The organism is Halomonas cibimaris (assembly GCF_055379665.1).
Genome location: NZ_AP043828.1, coordinates 965,951 through 982,180 on the forward strand (window position 1 = coordinate 965,951; position 16,230 = coordinate 982,180).

At 55.0% G+C, this 16,230-nt stretch carries 16 protein-coding genes; 11 read left to right on the top strand and 5 right to left on the bottom strand.

The features are described 5' to 3' along the window. The first annotated feature begins 38 nt into the window (after positions 1 to 38). A complete protein-coding gene (locus ACZ415_RS04435; RefSeq protein WP_464387763.1) occupies positions 39 to 1,031 on the top strand; it encodes an IS30 family transposase in 993 nt (330 codons plus the stop codon). 161 nt (positions 1,032 to 1,192) lie between these two features. On the opposite strand, the gene ACZ415_RS04440 is transcribed toward ACZ415_RS04435, so the two are convergent. Further along, positions 1,193 to 2,179: an IS481 family transposase gene (locus tag ACZ415_RS04440; RefSeq protein ID WP_344701091.1), complete on the bottom strand. Its 987-nt coding sequence runs from the start codon at positions 2,177 to 2,179 to the stop codon at positions 1,193 to 1,195. Positions 2,180 to 2,336: 157 nt separating this feature from the next. Between ACZ415_RS04440 and ACZ415_RS04445 the strand changes: the two genes are divergently transcribed. The 6 genes from ACZ415_RS04445 to ACZ415_RS04470 are packed head-to-tail and all read left to right on the top strand — an operon-like array spanning position 2,337 to position 7,649. Then, the gene (locus tag ACZ415_RS04445; RefSeq protein WP_344701093.1) at positions 2,337 to 3,509 is read left to right on the top strand and encodes a glycosyltransferase; all 1,173 of its coding nucleotides are present in this window, start codon (positions 2,337 to 2,339) and stop codon (positions 3,507 to 3,509) included. A gap of 57 nt (positions 3,510 to 3,566) precedes the next feature. Continuing rightward, on the top strand, positions 3,567 to 4,007 hold the full coding sequence (locus ACZ415_RS04450; RefSeq protein ID WP_344701095.1) for a sugar transferase: 441 nt from the start codon (positions 3,567 to 3,569) through the stop codon (positions 4,005 to 4,007). Between the two features lie 14 nt (positions 4,008 to 4,021). Further along, positions 4,022 to 4,861, top strand: coding sequence for a hypothetical protein (locus tag ACZ415_RS04455; protein ID WP_344701098.1), 840 nt, complete (start codon positions 4,022 to 4,024; stop codon positions 4,859 to 4,861). After that, positions 4,861 to 5,832 carry a sulfotransferase family protein gene (locus tag ACZ415_RS04460; RefSeq protein ID WP_344701100.1) on the top strand — a complete coding sequence of 324 codons (972 nt, stop codon included), beginning with the start codon at positions 4,861 to 4,863 and terminating at the stop codon, positions 5,830 to 5,832. Before ACZ415_RS04455 ends, ACZ415_RS04460 begins: the two co-directional genes overlap by 1 nt. After that, positions 5,829 to 6,440, top strand: a complete 612-nt coding sequence (locus ACZ415_RS04465; protein WP_344701102.1) for a sugar transferase — start codon at positions 5,829 to 5,831, stop codon at positions 6,438 to 6,440. Before ACZ415_RS04460 ends, ACZ415_RS04465 begins: the two co-directional genes overlap by 4 nt. Beyond that, the gene (locus tag ACZ415_RS04470) at positions 6,441 to 7,649 is read left to right on the top strand and encodes a DegT/DnrJ/EryC1/StrS family aminotransferase (protein ID WP_344701104.1); all 1,209 of its coding nucleotides are present in this window, start codon (positions 6,441 to 6,443) and stop codon (positions 7,647 to 7,649) included. Between the two features lie 60 nt (positions 7,650 to 7,709). On the opposite strand, the gene ACZ415_RS04475 is transcribed toward ACZ415_RS04470, so the two are convergent. The 4 genes from ACZ415_RS04475 to ACZ415_RS04490 all read right to left on the bottom strand — a co-directional run bounded on the left by ACZ415_RS04475 (position 7,710) and on the right by ACZ415_RS04490 (position 11,483). After that, positions 7,710 to 8,948 carry a hypothetical protein gene (locus ACZ415_RS04475; protein ID WP_344701106.1) on the bottom strand — a complete coding sequence of 413 codons (1,239 nt, stop codon included), beginning with the start codon at positions 8,946 to 8,948 and terminating at the stop codon, positions 7,710 to 7,712. After that, entirely contained in the window at positions 8,933 to 9,682 is a 750-nt protein-coding gene (locus ACZ415_RS04480) for an IS5 family transposase (RefSeq protein WP_344703115.1), read from the bottom strand. Before ACZ415_RS04480 ends, ACZ415_RS04475 begins: the two co-directional genes overlap by 16 nt. Before the next feature lie 75 nt (positions 9,683 to 9,757). Next, complete coding sequence (locus tag ACZ415_RS04485; protein ID WP_344703111.1) at positions 9,758 to 9,943, bottom strand: hypothetical protein; 186 nt, start codon at positions 9,941 to 9,943, stop codon at positions 9,758 to 9,760. 382 nt (positions 9,944 to 10,325) lie between these two features. Next, the gene (locus ACZ415_RS04490) at positions 10,326 to 11,483 is read right to left on the bottom strand and encodes an IS701 family transposase (RefSeq protein ID WP_311882712.1); all 1,158 of its coding nucleotides are present in this window, start codon (positions 11,481 to 11,483) and stop codon (positions 10,326 to 10,328) included. 82 nt (positions 11,484 to 11,565) lie between these two features. On the opposite strand from ACZ415_RS04490, the gene ACZ415_RS04495 reads away from it, so the two are divergent. The 4 genes from ACZ415_RS04495 to ACZ415_RS04510 all read left to right on the top strand — a co-directional run bounded on the left by ACZ415_RS04495 (position 11,566) and on the right by ACZ415_RS04510 (position 16,194). After that, complete coding sequence (locus ACZ415_RS04495) at positions 11,566 to 12,288, top strand: hypothetical protein (RefSeq protein ID WP_464387764.1); 723 nt, start codon at positions 11,566 to 11,568, stop codon at positions 12,286 to 12,288. Positions 12,289 to 12,420: 132 nt separating this feature from the next. Next, the gene (locus ACZ415_RS04500; protein WP_344702371.1) at positions 12,421 to 14,373 is read left to right on the top strand and encodes a polysaccharide biosynthesis protein; all 1,953 of its coding nucleotides are present in this window, start codon (positions 12,421 to 12,423) and stop codon (positions 14,371 to 14,373) included. Between the two features lie 50 nt (positions 14,374 to 14,423). Beyond that, positions 14,424 to 14,885 (top strand): hypothetical protein, encoded by a 462-nt coding sequence (locus ACZ415_RS04505; protein WP_344702369.1) that lies wholly within the window; start codon positions 14,424 to 14,426, stop codon positions 14,883 to 14,885. A gap of 142 nt (positions 14,886 to 15,027) precedes the next feature. Next, complete coding sequence (locus ACZ415_RS04510) at positions 15,028 to 16,194, top strand: nucleotide sugar dehydrogenase (RefSeq protein ID WP_344702367.1); 1,167 nt, start codon at positions 15,028 to 15,030, stop codon at positions 16,192 to 16,194. Positions 16,195 to 16,230: the final 36 nt, after the last annotated feature.

The following is a 16,230-nucleotide window of genomic DNA, read 5'->3' on the forward strand; positions in this document are numbered from 1 at the left end:
GTACCCTCCCTGCTTTACCGACCAAAGTGAAGCAGAGCATGGGATACCAACAGCTGACCCAGACACAACGATACCAGATTTACGCCCGCCATGACTTGGGCAGGAGCCAGCGACAGATCGCCAGGGAACTGGGGCTCCACAACAGCACGATTAGCCGTGAGCTGCGCCGCAACGCGACGGCCAGTGGCTATGATCCTGAACAGGCTCAGGCTTGCAGCGATCACCGACGACGTACCGCCCGCAAGTGGACGAAGCGCTTGCCCAGCTTGATCGCAGCGGTGGCCGACCGACTTCGTGAAGAATGGAGCCCAGAGCAGATCAGTGGATTCATGGCACCGTTGGCCGGTATCGGCGTCAGTCATCAGTGGATTTATTCCCTGGTCTGGGAGGACAAGGCCCGCGGCGGCACGCTTTGGCAGCATCTCCGGCAGCCCAAGAGGCGCAGCAAGCACCGTGTTCACGCCAAAAGCGCAGGGCTTGGCAAGATACCTGGTCGCGTAGGTATCGAACATCGCCCAGCCGAGGTTAAGAGTCGGCGCTACATCGGACACTGGGAGGGTGACACGGTGCTTCAGGGACATAAGCAATCAGGCATCGTCACGCTGGTTGAGCGACGCAGCGGCTATCTATTGGCGGCACGGCTACCCACCATTACAGCGGCGTTGACGAAAGCGGCCATGATCCGCCTGCTGAAGCCTCGTCGAGGTGCGGTGAAAACGATCACGCTGGATAATGGCTCGGAGTTTTCGGAGCACCAGGCCGTGGCGAGCGCCGTAGCAGCGAGAACCTACTTTTGCGACGCCTATTGCTCAGGGCAACGTGGCACCAATGAAAACACCAATGGCTTGATTCGGCAGTATTTTCCCAAGGGAACTAGCTTCCGCCAAGTCACCGATGCCGAGCTACGCAGGGTGGTGAGAAAGCTCAATGACCGCCCCCGAAAACGACTCGGCTATCGAACACCGGCACAGGTGTTTCTGGGGGAGTACTCTGGAGCACTGAATACCGCAGGTGCTGCGCTTATTGGTTGAATTCAGGTCCTAAATTTGATAAGTTGTTGTTATGAGTCGTTTGGCGGCGACAGTTTTACATGTAAAGAAAGTTATTAAGGGAGTTTAGATTTTTTATATCTGCAGAATCTCTTATGTACAGCTCTGGGCTTGATTGCAAGTATATTTATGTTGTCGCCTTGCTAAGTGTCGGGTCCCGAATGATTGATTACGCGCTTCCAGAATAATTCGGGCTTTTCTTGCTGCCACCGCTTCATTTCACCAATGGGCGTTCGGTGGTGCAAGGCTTTCTGGTTGATGTGGTGGTTATATAGCCAATTATAGCGCTTGAGCGTGGACTCAAGATCCTCTCGAGAGTCGAATCGGTGTGTGTTCAGCACATCGCTGATGCGCCCATTGAAGCGCTCTACCATGCCGTTCGTTTGTGGCCGGTAAGGGCGAATCAGACGGTGCTCTATCGCGTGGCTCTCACAGAGCCGGTCCACTTTATGCTTGCCCGTCGGCCGACGCTCTCCGCCTGCGGCAAAACGATCGGTGAAGCACTTGCCATTGTCTGTCAGCAACGTCTTGATGTTGAACGGGGCTTTCTCACGAACGTGGCGTAAAAAGACCTCGGCATCATGAGCGGACTGGTGCTCGCGTACCTCCAGGTAAACCCACCGGGTCGCTCGGTCAATCGCCACGAAGAGATAGCGTTTCCGGCTTTCGTCAGGCATCTGCGGCAGATATTTGACGTCAACATGAATATACCCCGGCTCATAGCGTTTAAACGGCTTGTGAGGCGGTGCCTGCGCTGCTTGCTCCTGTTGTCTCAAGTGGGCCAGGCTCGGCAACTCGCGGCGCTTCATCAGGCGCTCAAGGGCAGAGCGCGACAGATCCGGGTGAAGGAACTCTCTGGCCACAGTGAGCAGGTCATCGAGACTCAGACGCAGATATTCACGCAGTGCGACGACGATCTCTTCCTGTGCCGGCGATAGGGTTGTCAGCAGGTTATGGCGCGTATGCGAGCGGTCATACTGAGTGGTGCGATAGCGCCATCGCGCGATGGTAGGGCCCGATACGTTGTAGCGTCGTGCCAGCTCACTATCGCTGACGGCGGCCGGCGCTTGCTGAATCTCATGACGTATACGGGGTGTGGTGGTCGCTGTTTTATGCAGTTTGATATCCATCACGATGCTCCTGAATGAACGACGCAATGAGGTCACGCGCTGCCAGCAGAGGATAACTCCTATGGCTCAATCTATCATCCGGGGCTCTACAGCTAAGATTTGTAAGATAGTTGTTCTTCATATTTATCAGTAAATCTTTATTTATTTGTGGACTTTTATGAAAAAAATCTTAATTGTTGCTCCTTTTTGTTCTTTGCCTGGGGAGCAAGGCTTTAGTAGGTTCTTATATCTGGCTAATCTTTTGTCAAAAAGATACGATGTCACATTATTAACTAGCAGTTTTAGGCACTCAACAAAGTCTCAAAGAGAGCAACGTGAAGATTGTTTTTCTTACAAGGTAAAAGTCGTCTTCGCGCCTAGTTATTTTAGTAATGTTTCACTGAAAAGAATCTTTAGTCATAGGGTTTTTTTTAGAAACTTTAAAGATTGGTTCATGCGGAATGGCACTGATTTCGATTTGGTTTATTCAGCATATCCTTTAATAAGCACTAATGTTTTTCTCGTGAAAAATAAAAATGTATTTAACTATAAGTTGATAATTGATGTGCAGGATGTGTGGCCGGAATCTATATCTGCGGCTTTTCCATTCGTTAAAAATTTCCCATTGTGGATGATCCCATACACCAGCAGGGCCGATTTTTGCTACAAGGGTGCAGATGCCCTAGTCGCTGTGTCAAAGACCTACCTTGATAGGGCGATGTTAGTTTGCGATATTCCAGTTGGAGCTGTTGTATATATAGGAAGTGATTCGGATAAGATTGAAAGTGCTCAAGTATTGAATCTGGACGAAAGAAAATTAAAGTTGGTGTATATTGGAAGTCTCGGGCATAGCTATGATATTAAAACGGTTGTTTTGGCTGTTAATGAAATGATTGAAGCTGGGCTCCCTGTAGAGTTGCATATATTTGGTGGGGGTCACCAAGAGTCGGAGTTAAAGGCTGTGGCCGGCCAAGATATTAACTTTCACGGGTATGTTGACTATGACAGGATGATATCCTTTGTAAAGTCGTGTGATTTGGGAGTGAATGCTTTGAAAGCCAGCGCGCCCCAATCTATTACGAATAAGCTTTCCGATTATTTTAGTGTTGGTATTCCTATGTTGAATAGTCAAGCTACAGAAGAGCTTCATACACTATATGAAGGTTACCCACATGTAAATTACACGGCAGGTAGCGTCGATAGCTGTAAGGCCGCAATTGCGCGTGCTCTTGGGGATCCGTCGTTTAGAGGGAAGTATCCTAAGGAGATTTTTTATCGTAAGAATTGTTATAAGATAATCGAAGATAGGATTTCATCCACGTTAAATATAAATGAATTTAGGCCCAAATAAACTTAATGAATTCGTTTTATCGTAGTGCTATCTGATTAAATTATATTAGGTATTTTAATGATCAAGCGTACATTCGATGTTATCGCCGCGAGTGTAGGGTTGTTATTGCTGGCCCCTGTACTCACGGTCGTTTTTATTAGAGTGCGTAGAAAGCTTGGCACCCCAGTATTTTTCCGACAAGTTCGCCCCGGCATGCATGGCAAACCCTTCGAGATGATCAAGTTCCGTACCATGCGCGACGCCATCGATGCCGACGGCAACCCCTTGCCGGACTCTGAGCGCATCACGCCCTTTGGCCGGTTTTTGCGTTCCACCAGCTTGGATGAGCTGCCGGAGCTATGGAATGTATTGAAGGGAAATATGAGTGTAGTAGGGCCGCGGCCGCTGCTGATGGAGTATATGGACTACTACACCGAGGAAGAGATGCTTAGGCATATTTTTCGACCTGGAGTTACGAGGTTGGCGTATCTACATAATACCATAGGAGGTAGTAAATGATAGGCTACTGCTTCATGATCGACCATGCCGTTCATTGGCGTAGCAATCAAGGTGGTCTTTTCCCATTATCGCCCCCGGGGACGCTTCGGAATTTTGATGATAGCTCTGCCAAAAACCTGTTAGAAAAAACCGGAAAATTATTTTGTCGATGGGAGACGTGTTTCGGTCAAGTTTCCGATTCCAATTGGTGGCATATCATTAAAGATAAGCCAGAAGTTATCGAGAATCTCCCAAAAAAAACACGTTACATGATTCGTAAAGCGGATAAAGCTTATGAGGCACGTCCTGTTGAACTGTCAGTTATACGCGACAAGGGCTATCCGGTTTATGTGCGAGCATATGAGCGCTATGACACCCATGAACCAATGTTCTCTGAAAAAGAATTTCGTGATGCTATCGAAACTTTGCCTGCAGAGACAGAGTGGTGGGGTGTTTTTAATCGGGAAACCAACGATCTAGTCGCGTTTTCAGAGAACTATGTAGAAAACGGCACTTGCTTTTATGTAACCATGTGGCTTGAACCAGAGGCCATGGCAAAATTCGTAGGTTATCTAATTTTCCATGAAATGGAGCTTCATTATCTTCAAGATCGCGGTTTTCAGTATGTATCTGATGGTGCAAGGAGTTTGAGCCATGACACAAATATCCATGACTTCCTGATTCGAAAATTCAACTTTCGTAAAGCCTACGCAAAGTTGCACGTTGTCTATAAGCCGTGGCTCGGGGCTGCGGTCTCCTGTGCCTATCCTTTTCGGAATCTAATTGGTAAGGTTTCTCTTGGCCCATTTAAAAAAGCATCCATTTTGCTCAAACAGGAAGAAATTCGACGTTCTTGTGCAAGGGTGGTTGGTTGATGGCCGGTCGTTCGTCTCTTGCTGTCAGGTTGGCAAGGCAAATTCAGCAGGCGCCTTTGTGTTTATTTCGATTTGTAGAGTGGCCCTTTGTTGCCGTATTCGGTAGAAAGAAGGGGCCTACACCCGCAATTTTTGTTCTAGCTGTACCGCGCAGTGGTTCTACGGTTACCTACCAAACCATCTGCCACGGCTTGGCGGTTAATTACTTATCCAACCTTTGGCACTTATTGTACCAGTTACCACTGGCGGGCGGTTGGTTGTCGGCGAAAAAAGCTCGGCACCATCAATCTGATTTTACTTCTCAGCATGGGTTTGTGGCTGGTCTGGACGGGCCGGCAGAAGGGCTTCGTTTCTGGCAATGGTGGCTGGGCTGCGGGTTGTCTGATGCAGAATGTTCAGCCCTTACAACTAACAAGCTGAATAAGCGCACGAACTATCTACGCCGGGTGTTTTCGGTGCTGGCACGCAATAGCGAACCCTTTGCAACAGCCTACCTGGGCCACACTTTGGTGCCAGACACGGTAGAGCGAGCTTTTCCAGGTGCCGTATTGATTCGTCTGAAGCGTGAGCCTGTTTCTAATGCCTTGTCTTTGCTCAAATCTATGCGCAGAGGCAATTCCGGTTGGTTTTCGGTTAAGCCCCGTGAATGCGAAGGCTTGGACACAGCCACAGAGCATGAACGGGTGGCAGCGCAGGTCTATTGGCTTAATCGCCGACTGGATGATGCAGCCTGTGTAAGTAAAATGCTCACGGTTCATTACGAAGAGCTTTGTGAAAACCCGGAAAGAGAGATTGAGCGGATTCGACAGTTCTGTGAACGCATGGGGCTATCAATAGCACGTAAATTTAATTTGCCCAAAAAATTTCATTTTAATAAAGTTGATTTGAATTCTGATTCCGACGCGATAGCAATTCGTCTGGCGTTGACTGAGCTCGAAGCAAAACACGGGAAACTGGAGTCAGTTGAGTGAGTAAAACGACTCTTTCTGCCGGGCAGGCAGCGGCAAAACGTTGCTTTGATTTTGTAGTTGCATTTTCAGGACTAATCGTTACGTGGTGGCTCATCCTCCTTGCATGGTTGGCGGCAACGATTGATACACGCTCCAATGGTTTTTTTATTCAAAAGCGTGTTGGAAAAAACGGCAAAATTTTTCGAGTGGTGAAAATCAAGACCATGCGCCCTGTTGCAGCCTTTGACACCACGGTTACACGCCGCGGCGATCCTCGTATTACTCCTCTGGGAGCTTTCTTTCGTCGCACCAAGATTGATGAGTTGCCACAGCTTTGGAATGTACTGTTGGGTGAGATGAGCTTCGTTGGTCCTCGGCCGGATGTTCCTGGTTATGCAGATAAGCTGAAAGGCGAGGAACGGGCCATGTTGTCGATCCGACCCGGCATTACCGGGCCGGCCACGCTCAAGTATCGGAATGAAGAAGAGTTGCTGGCTGCCCAGAACGATCCGGAAGCCTATAACCGAGAAGTGATCTGGCCTGACAAGGTACAGGTAAACCTTGAGTACATTCGTAACTGGTCGCTACGGCGCGACATTCGGTACATTCTGAATACGGTGTTTCATTAAATGTTAAATGGACCTTTCTCACCTTGGCCATCTTTTACTCTAGAAGAAGCCGATGCGGTGCAGCGCGTGCTGCTTTCCAACCGGGTAAGCTACTGGACCGGTCAGGAAGGCCGCGAATTCGAACGAGAATTCGCGGCCTTCGCGCAAACGGAGCATGCCATTGCCGTCTCCAACGGCACCACGGCGCTGGATCTGGCGCTTGTCGGGCTGGGCATCGGCGAGGGGAAAGGTCGAGAATGCGACGAGGTGATCGTCACCTCGCGCACCTTCCTGGCCTCGGCTTCGAGCATCGCCAACGCCGGGGCGGTGCCGGTATTCGCCGATGTCGATCGCGATTCGCAGAACATCACCGCGGCTACGGTTGAAGAGAAGCTCACCGCCAACACTCGGGCGATCGTCGCCGTGCACCTGGCGGGCTGGCCCTGCGAGTTGGACGCGCTGATGGCGCTGGCCGATAAACACGGCCTTACCGTGATCGAGGATTGCGCCCAGGCCCACGGCGCCACCTACAAAGGCCGCAGCGTGGGTAGTATCGGGCATGTCGGCTGTTGGTCGTTCTGCCAGGACAAGATCATGACCACCGGCGGCGAAGGCGGCATGGTCACCACCAACGATGAAGCGCTTTGGCGCAAGATGTGGGCCTACAAGGATCACGGCAAGAGTTGGGAGGCGGTGTATGAGCGTGAGCATCCACCGGGATTTCGCTGGCTGCACGAGAGCTTCGGCACCAACTGGCGACTAACCGAGATGCAATCGGCCATCGGGCGCATTCAGCTGGCGCGCATGCCGCAGTGGACGGCCGCGCGCCAGGCCAATGCCTGGCGCATCTGGCAGGCGGCTAGCGAGTGCCCGGGGCTGCGCGTGCCGGCGATTCCCGACCATATCGAGCACGCTTTCTACAAGTGCTACGTGTTTGTTGAACCAGACGAGCTTGCCAGCGGTTGGGATCGCGATCGTATCATCAGTGAAATGGTGGCCCGAGGCGTGCCCTGCTTTTCCGGCTCATGTTCCGAGGTGTATCGGGAGAAGGCCTTCGACGGCTATTCAGGCAGCCCGGGCTGGCGCCCTGAGCATCCTTTGCCCGTGGCCCGTGAGCTTGGCGCAACCAGCCTGATGTTTCTGTGTCACCCTACCCTGACCAAGGCCGAAGTTGACAAGACCTGCTGCGTGCTGAAAGAGGTGATGGCCGAGGCAGCGGTCAAGACTTAGCGTATCGCACCACCGAAACCTCAAAACGTAGCGAAAAGGTATACATGACTCAGACACGCGCTACTGGCTTAACCGGTAGAGGATCAGGTTGGCCAGCAGCGATTCCGAGAGGACGTCGTCTTTGCCCTCTTTTGGTAGCACAACATGGAAGTCGGCCTGCTGCGGGTTTGGCCAGCGCCGTTTACTCTGTATGACCTGCGTTGTGATACGCTGGAAAAGCTGCTCTTCATCGATGACTATCAAGCCGGCATTTTCATTGTGGTCGATACCCTGTAGCGCAGTCAGTGCGGCCTCCTCATTGCCAGGATGTCGGTGCTGAGCCCAAAGCATGCGGACCTTGGCGGCGTCAATCGGAAGCTGCAGAAAGAAAAATAACTCCGGCTTTCCACAGCGGCGTAGCTCGCGGGTCATGCCGAGAAAGCCAGTGCCACCCAGGTATTGGTGTAGCGGCGTCGGGAAAGCGTCCGGGCTTGTGGCCAGAAATGGCAGCTCTTCGGTCAGCTCTTGGACGAGCCACGCCAAGGCCGAATAGCCTCCGTCTGGGTCACGGCAAGTGGCATTGTTGGCGGCGCCCGAAATACTTGGCGAAAGCTGCCCCTTGAACACATTGGTATGTTGGCTGCGTCGCGGAATGATCAGCGCGCCATCGCAGGTACGCAGCAGGCAGCTGATACCGAGATGGTTTTCCGGCAGGGCACTGTCGAGTTTACTGAGTTGAGGCCCCGGCTCCAGCAGATCGCGATAGGTCAAGCCACCTGGCAGGCTAAATTCTGGCAACAGATTGGTGGCCAAATAGTTGTAATAAAAAGATTTCTGGAACTGAAGGGTGAAACAATCCGGGGTGGCCTGCCAATGATGGGTCGCCAGCGTCAGGCCGTTGTAGTCGTAACGATCCACAGCATTAAAGCGTTTGAGAATGGTATCCAGGCCATGTTCGGCCACGATCCATGGCAGCTCGTACCAGTCATCCTGTAATTCAAAGCGGATGGCGCCGATAAGCATCGGGCTAGCCGGCGCCCATTCCAGCACGCTGTGGCTCACAATCAGGTCATGCCGTTTGGTCAGGCGCGCAACCTCGCTGGCTCGACAGATATCCGGTGATAGGCCGCACAGGGCCCGAAGCTTGCCGGAAGTTTGACGCTGTAGCGCCAGAAAGCGATGGCTTTCACTTCGATACTGCTTGAGATAGAAACGGGTATCGAGCGAGTAGCGCTGTCCTTCTTGCTTGCTGGTGTTGCGGTAGAGCAACATCAGCGCCGCCTGTACTAGGGCCTGTTGACGTTTCACATTGGCAGCCATAAAAAGCTGCACGCCAAGGCCACTATGCTTTCGTAGTTTCGCTTGAGCTTATCGTAACGCGTCGCGATAGCACGATACGGCTTCAATCGAGCAAAGGCATTCTCAACCAGATGCCGGTAGCGATATAATCCTCTGTCCAGGTTGGCATTTCCTTTGTTCGAGTTGCGTTTGCGCGGAATCACGGCAGCCATGCCCTTGGCTTCGACCTGCTCACGGATACGCTCGCTGTCATAGCCCTTGTCAGCCACCAACGCATCACCCGCCGGCAAGTCGTCAATCAACGCCGACGCTTCCCTGCTGTCATGCACCTCACCGCCCGTTATCCTGAAGGCAATCGGCAGCCCATAGGCATCAACGGTCAGATGGATTTTGCTGGTATTGCCTGCACGACTTTTACCAATGGCTTCGGCGTCTTCCGTGGCAGCCCCCGTGCTGTCCTGGTGTGCCTTGACGTAAGAGCCATCAATGAACAGCCACTCGACATCAGGATCTTCCACCAGAGAGCTGAAAATCCTCATCAACTTTCCACTCGCTGACCAGGCGTTGAAGCGCTTGTAGACCGTATTCCAGAGGCCAAACGCCTCCGGTAGGTCCCGCCACGGACAGCCGGTGCGCATCCGATACAGGATGCCTTCCACCGTGGTACGCAGGTCGGCCTTGTCATAAATACCTTGTTGAAGCAGGATAGGTTTTAGCTTCGACCAGTGTTCATCCGTGAGCATTTGTCGGGGCATGGCAGGCTTGCAGTTTGTTGGCGTAGGAACCTTTATTCTGCGAGCTTGCCTCTATCCTGCCAAATCTTCCTGTCATCAAACGTCAACAGGCCCTAGTGAAAATTGCACAGTATTGACCAGCAGTGAGAGATCCATGCCGCGGGTGATATCGACCAACAAGGCATAGGCGCCCAATATAAGGTGCAACGATAGGGCCGCCAGCAGGGCGTGCCGCCAGCGCTGCCGGGAGAACAAAATGCTCAGGTAGTCAGTGATGGACAATTCGCTGCCTCTTTGCACTTGGGCTTGGAGAGCGATTGTACTGAGTCGTCAGATAACTAGCGAATGGAAGAGCCTTGATGGCACGGTTTCAGCAAGTGGCGGGATTATGTGTTCCAGGTAATCCGCCTGGCAACGAGGATTTGATTGTAGTCAACGAGCGTCTTGCCTTTGCGCTGGATGGCGCAACAGGGCTAGTACTACAGTCGTAACTACAGCCGTGATCGTTCATGCATTGCCATCCGGGCTTGCTGCTGCCGACAGTGGCACTGCCAAGCCCGGTACTGGTGCTTTCGTCGCCAGTCCGACCAATGAAGCACATGGGACAGGGCCTGTTGTCCTTGCCATAGACATCTCCCGATTAGTCGCCTGAGCTCGGAGAGTGTCAACTGAATCCTGTCGGTACGAGTTTTTTTTGCTGGTGACTCGCTTGCCGTATCGCCACCAGCAAGGCGTGGGCGAGCAGCGACAAAGTAATGTGGCGATGCCAACTGGCCCAGCGCCTCACCTCATACTCATCCAGACCGCATTCCCCCTTGGCCGTCTGAAAACCCTGCTCGATTTTCCAGCGCTGACCCGCGACTCGAACCAGCGTCTCTATCGATACCCAGTCCCTGGGCGCGTGGACCACATAATAGGCCAACTCATCCGGTGTCGAGAGGCTGCGTCGGATCAGAAGATAATGGCCCCAGCGGCGTGCCTCTTCCGTAGGCTGCAGCCTTGTCAGCGGCGTCAACGCCCAGTCGTACCTGCGTTCGCCCTTGCTGCCTGAGCCAGCGGATAGGGTCTGCCATGCGTCATCCGGCAGTGCCGCCGCGATCTCGTCGGCTCGCGTGTACTGGAAACTCTTCCACCACAAGGGTTCGTTGCAAGCCACTTCTAAAACAAAGGGTTGTGAGCGATCCTCCAGCCACAGACGCAGGCTGCGGTTACCGCCATAGACGCTATCCCCCGTCACCCAGGCGGCCGGTATGTCCTGATCCATCGCGCGCTCCAGCATCCGGCGAGCGAGCTCGGGTTTGCTGGCAAATTCGACGTCATCAGGGATGCCCGCACGCCGACAACGCTCGCGGTCCTGTGTCCAGGATTTGGGCAAGTACAGGGCGCGATCCAGGAAGGCATGCCCTGCCGGGCTAGCGTAGAGAAGAAAGACCCCGATCTGACTATTTTCGATACGGCCGGCGGTGCCACTGTACTGGCGTTGCACGCCGGCCGAGTGCTGGCCTTTCTTGATAAAGCCGGTCTCGTCCAGGACCAGGACACCCTCAGGCGAGCCCAGCGTATCGATGACCCATTGGCGGAGAATATCGCGTGCTGCGTCCGCATCCCAGCGGGCACGATCCAACAGGTACTGCACCCCATCTGGGGTGGCATCCCCGAGCCACTCGGCAAGATGCCAGCTATTCTTACGTTCGCACTGACTAAGCAGACCCTGGAGGTAGCGTAGTGCGCGATCGCGCGTTTCCGAACGCGGAAAGAGCGGGCCTAACCGATCTGCCAGGTCATCCAACAATGCTGAGACAGAGAGATCCAGTTCTTGCATCCTTCACCCTGTGATCGCTTCCATATCAACCACATGCATTGTAGCTTATTCAGTTACGACTGTAGTACTAGGCGAGCCACTGTTGCAGGATGTTGCAAGTGATGCACGGTGGTTTGTTGAGCGTTTTTCCGAGCTGTTACAACTCAAGTGGCAGAATGAGCCTGTGGTGCTTGCTGCACTGCAACACGCCTTGGCGGGCGTGACACGGGAATGGCACATCCATTGTAACCAGCCGGTTGCCGCTCATCGGCTTCCCTCTGCGGGACTCGCTCTGGTCGCTCTGGAAGGCGAAGAATTGGTGATGTTGCGCCTTGGCGACTGTGAAGTCTATTCGCTTGACGATTGTGGTGCCAAGCGTGTGTTTCCTGATTCTCCCTTGCTGGCATTCGATCAACGAGCGATTGCAGCCGTCACGGAACGGCGCGGCCAGGGTCAACCATTCGCTGAAGCAGTAGGTGCCATTCATCCCATGCTTGTGTCGCATCGCGAGCGACTCAATACACCTCAGGGCTATTCAGCGTTGAGTGTGGCACGCATTGACCAAATGGTACCCGAGGTGCGACGCGTTAAGGCGTGTGACGTCAGCCGTGTGCTGCTTACCAGCGATGGGTTTTCGGCGGCCTGGCAGGGATATGGACTCGAGGATCCGGCTCACTGGCTCGCCGATGAACGTATCGATGAGCGTCTGGATGACACGCTGAGACAGCTTCGCCTGCTGGAAGCCGACGACCCCGAGGGCGACCGCTTCCCTCGACTCAAGCCGCATGATGATGCCACTGCTGTAGCGCTAGATATACTGCCTTGAGTGGCCTCTGTTGGTGGGCAAGATCAGTGTATCTTATGGCGGCTGCCATTTATTCTGCATTATTTATTGATCTTTCTCTGTTTCTGTCACGCTCGGCGCACATTCAGAGAGCTCGTTTAGGGAAATACGTCCATGATAAGACTTTTACAACCGCTGTTTTCCCTGCCAAGGCGCGCCAAACGGCTGATTCAGCTAACAGCCGACGTAGCGCTGATTACGCTGAGCTTCTTGCTGGCCATGCTGCTGCGTCTGGACAGTTCCGACTTTCTCAGCCAACCCGGGGTCTGGCTGGTCTTGCCGGTGATGATACCGGTCAGCCTGTTGATTTTTATGCGGCTGGGGTTTTACCGCGCGGTCATTCGCTATATGAGCGTCAAAGCCTTCAAGACGATTATGCTCGGCGTGTTGGGCTCGGCGCTGACGCTGGCTGTGGTCAACTATCTTTATCAGCTGCCGGTGCCGCGCTCGGTTCCTTTTATTTACGCGCTACTCGCCATGTTTACCATCGGCGGCGTTCGCTTTGGGCTGCGGGCCATCTATATGCGCGGCCAGCTGCGCTATAAAACCCGCGTGCTAATTTACGGTGCCGGCTCGTCAGGGCGGCAGCTTACGCTCACCCTGCGCCACGGCAACGAATACGAGCCCATCGCCTTTATCGATGATTCGCCCGGCCTGCACCGAGCGCTGGTGATGGGCATGACGGTATACGCGGCGCAGGATATTGAACGGCTGATCGCCAACTACGGCATCGACAAGGTATTGCTGGCCATTCCCAGCGCCACGCGCCAGCGTCGGCGTGAGGTGCTGGAGCGGCTGGAGCCGTTGGCCGTGCCCGTGCAAACCATCCCCGGCATGGCCGATATGGTCTCGGGGCAGGCCAAAGTCTCCGAAATGCGCGACGTGGCGGTGGAAGATTTGCTGGGGCGCGATCCGGTGCCGCCCACACCGGCGCTGATGCGCGCGAACATTTACGACAAGGTGGTCATGGTCACCGGCGCCGGCGGCTCCATCGGCGCTGAGCTGTGCCGGCAGATATTGCGCCAGTCGCCGCGTCGTCTGCTGCTGCTGGAAGTGTCTGAATACGGCCTTTACCAGATAGAGCAGGATCTCAAGTGGATCGCCGATCACGAAGGTTATACAGCAGTGCACGTGCACGCGCTGCTGGGGTCGGTACAGCACCGTTCGCGTATCGAAACCATTTTGCGCACCTACCAGGTGCAAAGTTTGTACCACGCGGCGGCCTACAAGCACGTGCCGCTGGTCGAACACAACATGGTGGAAGGGCTGCGCAACAACGTGATGGGAACGCTGGAAACCGCCCAGGCTGCCGTGGCTGCCGAAGTGGAGTCCTTCGTATTGGTATCAACCGACAAGGCGGTACGCCCTACCAATGTGATGGGTGCTAGCAAGCGGCTGGCAGAACTGGTATGCCAGGCGCTGGCGTCGCGGCAGGCAGGCACGCGTTTTTCCATGGTGCGCTTTGGCAACGTGCTGGGCTCCAGCGGCTCGGTCGTACCGCTGTTCCGCCGCCAGATTGCCGCGGGCGGCCCGGTTACCGTGACCCACCCCGACATCACTCGGTACTTCATGACCATTCCCGAAGCGGCCCAGCTGGTCATTCAGGCGGGCGCCATGGGGCAGGGTGGTGATGTATTCGTCCTCGACATGGGCGAACCGGTCCGCATTGCCGGCCTGGCGGAACGCATGATTCGGCTGACGGGCCTGGAACCGGTGCTGCCGGCCGAACACGAGCAGGCACCGGACGCGGCCGAAAATGTCCATATCGGCGACATCGCCATCCGTTACACGGGGCTGCGTCCCGGGGAAAAACTCTACGAAGAGCTGCTGATTGGCGATAACGTATCGGCGACGCGTCACGAACGGATCATGACGGCGCATGAATCCGCGCTCACGTGGCCGGAGCTTGAGGAACTGGTTCACCGGCTTTTCACCGCTTGCCGTCATTTTGATTACGGTGAAATACGCCAACTACTGATCAATGCCCCGCTGGATTACCAGCCCAGCAGTGCACTGTGTGACTTACTGTCTCACGCCCCCGCTGCCCCGCAGCCGGTTACCCATTAGCGCCCTTTACCGCAGGGGCATCAAGCCATCCCCAACGTTGAGAAAGCGGCATGTACGAGCTGGCCAAGACGCTGGCCGCCCAACTTCTGATGCCGTTACCCCTTTGCCTGGGGCTGATGGGGCTGGGCACGCTGCTGCTGAGGTGCCGGTACCGACGGGCCGGCTGGCGACCCAGCGCTCCCTGGTCGAGCACTGCACGTTTGAATGACAGCTCCGCTATTCGCCTGATGGAGGGGAAACGCCTATGGCGGCAGGCGCCTGACCTGCCGCTGATCGTTACCGGCGCCAGCCGTGATCCTGAAGAGGCGCCGATTGCCCAGGGGTACGGCGACGCCGCCGGCCGGGAGCTGAGCATGTTTCAGTTTGCTCTGGTGGGCCTGCCGGTGGCGCTAATTTCGCTGGGCGTCCTGCTCTGGCGGGCGAGCAGCCTACCGAGCCACCCGGCAGAGAACACCCGAGATCGGCTGGTCTACTCGTCAGCCTTGCCTATTCCGCAGGTGTCCTCGTGCTGACACCGCTCATCTTTCCCTTTTAAGCCAATGCTCGCTTGCCCCGGGCGCGCGACGCTCAGCGTGACGATCACGGGTGCGCTGGCATGGGTGGCATGAAACGGCCGCGCTGCTCTTTTACAGAAAACGGACGAAAAGGAACACTATGAACATCGCTGTTGCCGGCACCGGCTACGTCGGCCTTTCCAACGCCATGCTGCTGGCCCAGCATAACGACGTGGTCGCCGTGGATATCGTGGCGGAAAAGGTCAGCCTGCTGAATAACGGCGTCTCGCCCATCGAGGACGCCGAGATCAGCGACTTTCTCGCCAACCGCTCGCTAAACTTTCGCGCCACGCTGGACGGTGAGGCGGCCTACCGCGAGGCCGATATCGTGTTGATCGCCACGCCCACCGACTACGATCCGGACACCAACACCTTTGATACCTCAAGCGTGGAGGCGGTGATCAAGGCCGTCATGGCGGTCAATCCCGAGGCGCTGATGGTGATCAAGTCCACCGTGCCGGTGGGCTACACCCGGGAAGCCAGCGAACGCTTTGCTACGCAAAACCTGCTGTTTTCACCGGAGTTTTTGCGCGAAGGCCGGGCGCTGTACGACAACCTGCACCCTTCGCGGATTATTGTCGGCGAACGCTCGGCACGCGCCGAGCGCTTTGCCCAGCTGTTGAAGCAGGGGGCCGTCAAGGACGATATCGCGGTATTGCTAACCAACAGCACCGAGGCCGAGGCGATCAAGCTGTTCGCCAACACCTATCTGGCCATGCGGGTGGCGTATTTCAACGAGCTGGACAGCTACGCCGAGTCCCACGGCCTGGACAGCCGCCAGATCATCGAAGGCGTGGGGCTCGACCCGCGCATCGGCGACCATTACAACAACCCCAGCTTTGGCTACGGCGGCTACTGCCTGCCCAAGGATACCAAACAGCTGCTCGCCAACTATCGGGATGTGCCGAGCAACATCATCCAGGCGATTGTCGATGCCAACCGCACGCGCAAGGATTTTATCGCCGAGAAGGTGCTGGCGCGGCAGCCCAAGGTCGTCGGGGTGTATCGGCTGATCATGAAGTCGGGGTCGGATAACTTCCGCGCCAGCGCCATGCAGGGGGTGATGAAGCGCATCAAGGCCAAGGGGATTGAGGTGATCGTGTTCGAGCCGGTGCTTGAAGAAGCCACCTTTTATGGCTCGCGGGTCGTGCGCGACCTTGATGCGTTCAAGCAGGCCGCCGATGTGATACTCAGCAACCGTATGGTCAGTGAGCTGGCGGACGTCCAGGATAAGGTCTATACCCGCGACCTTTTCGGTAGTGACTGAGTAGATGTTTGGTGGCTGTATCATCGCGGACTAAAG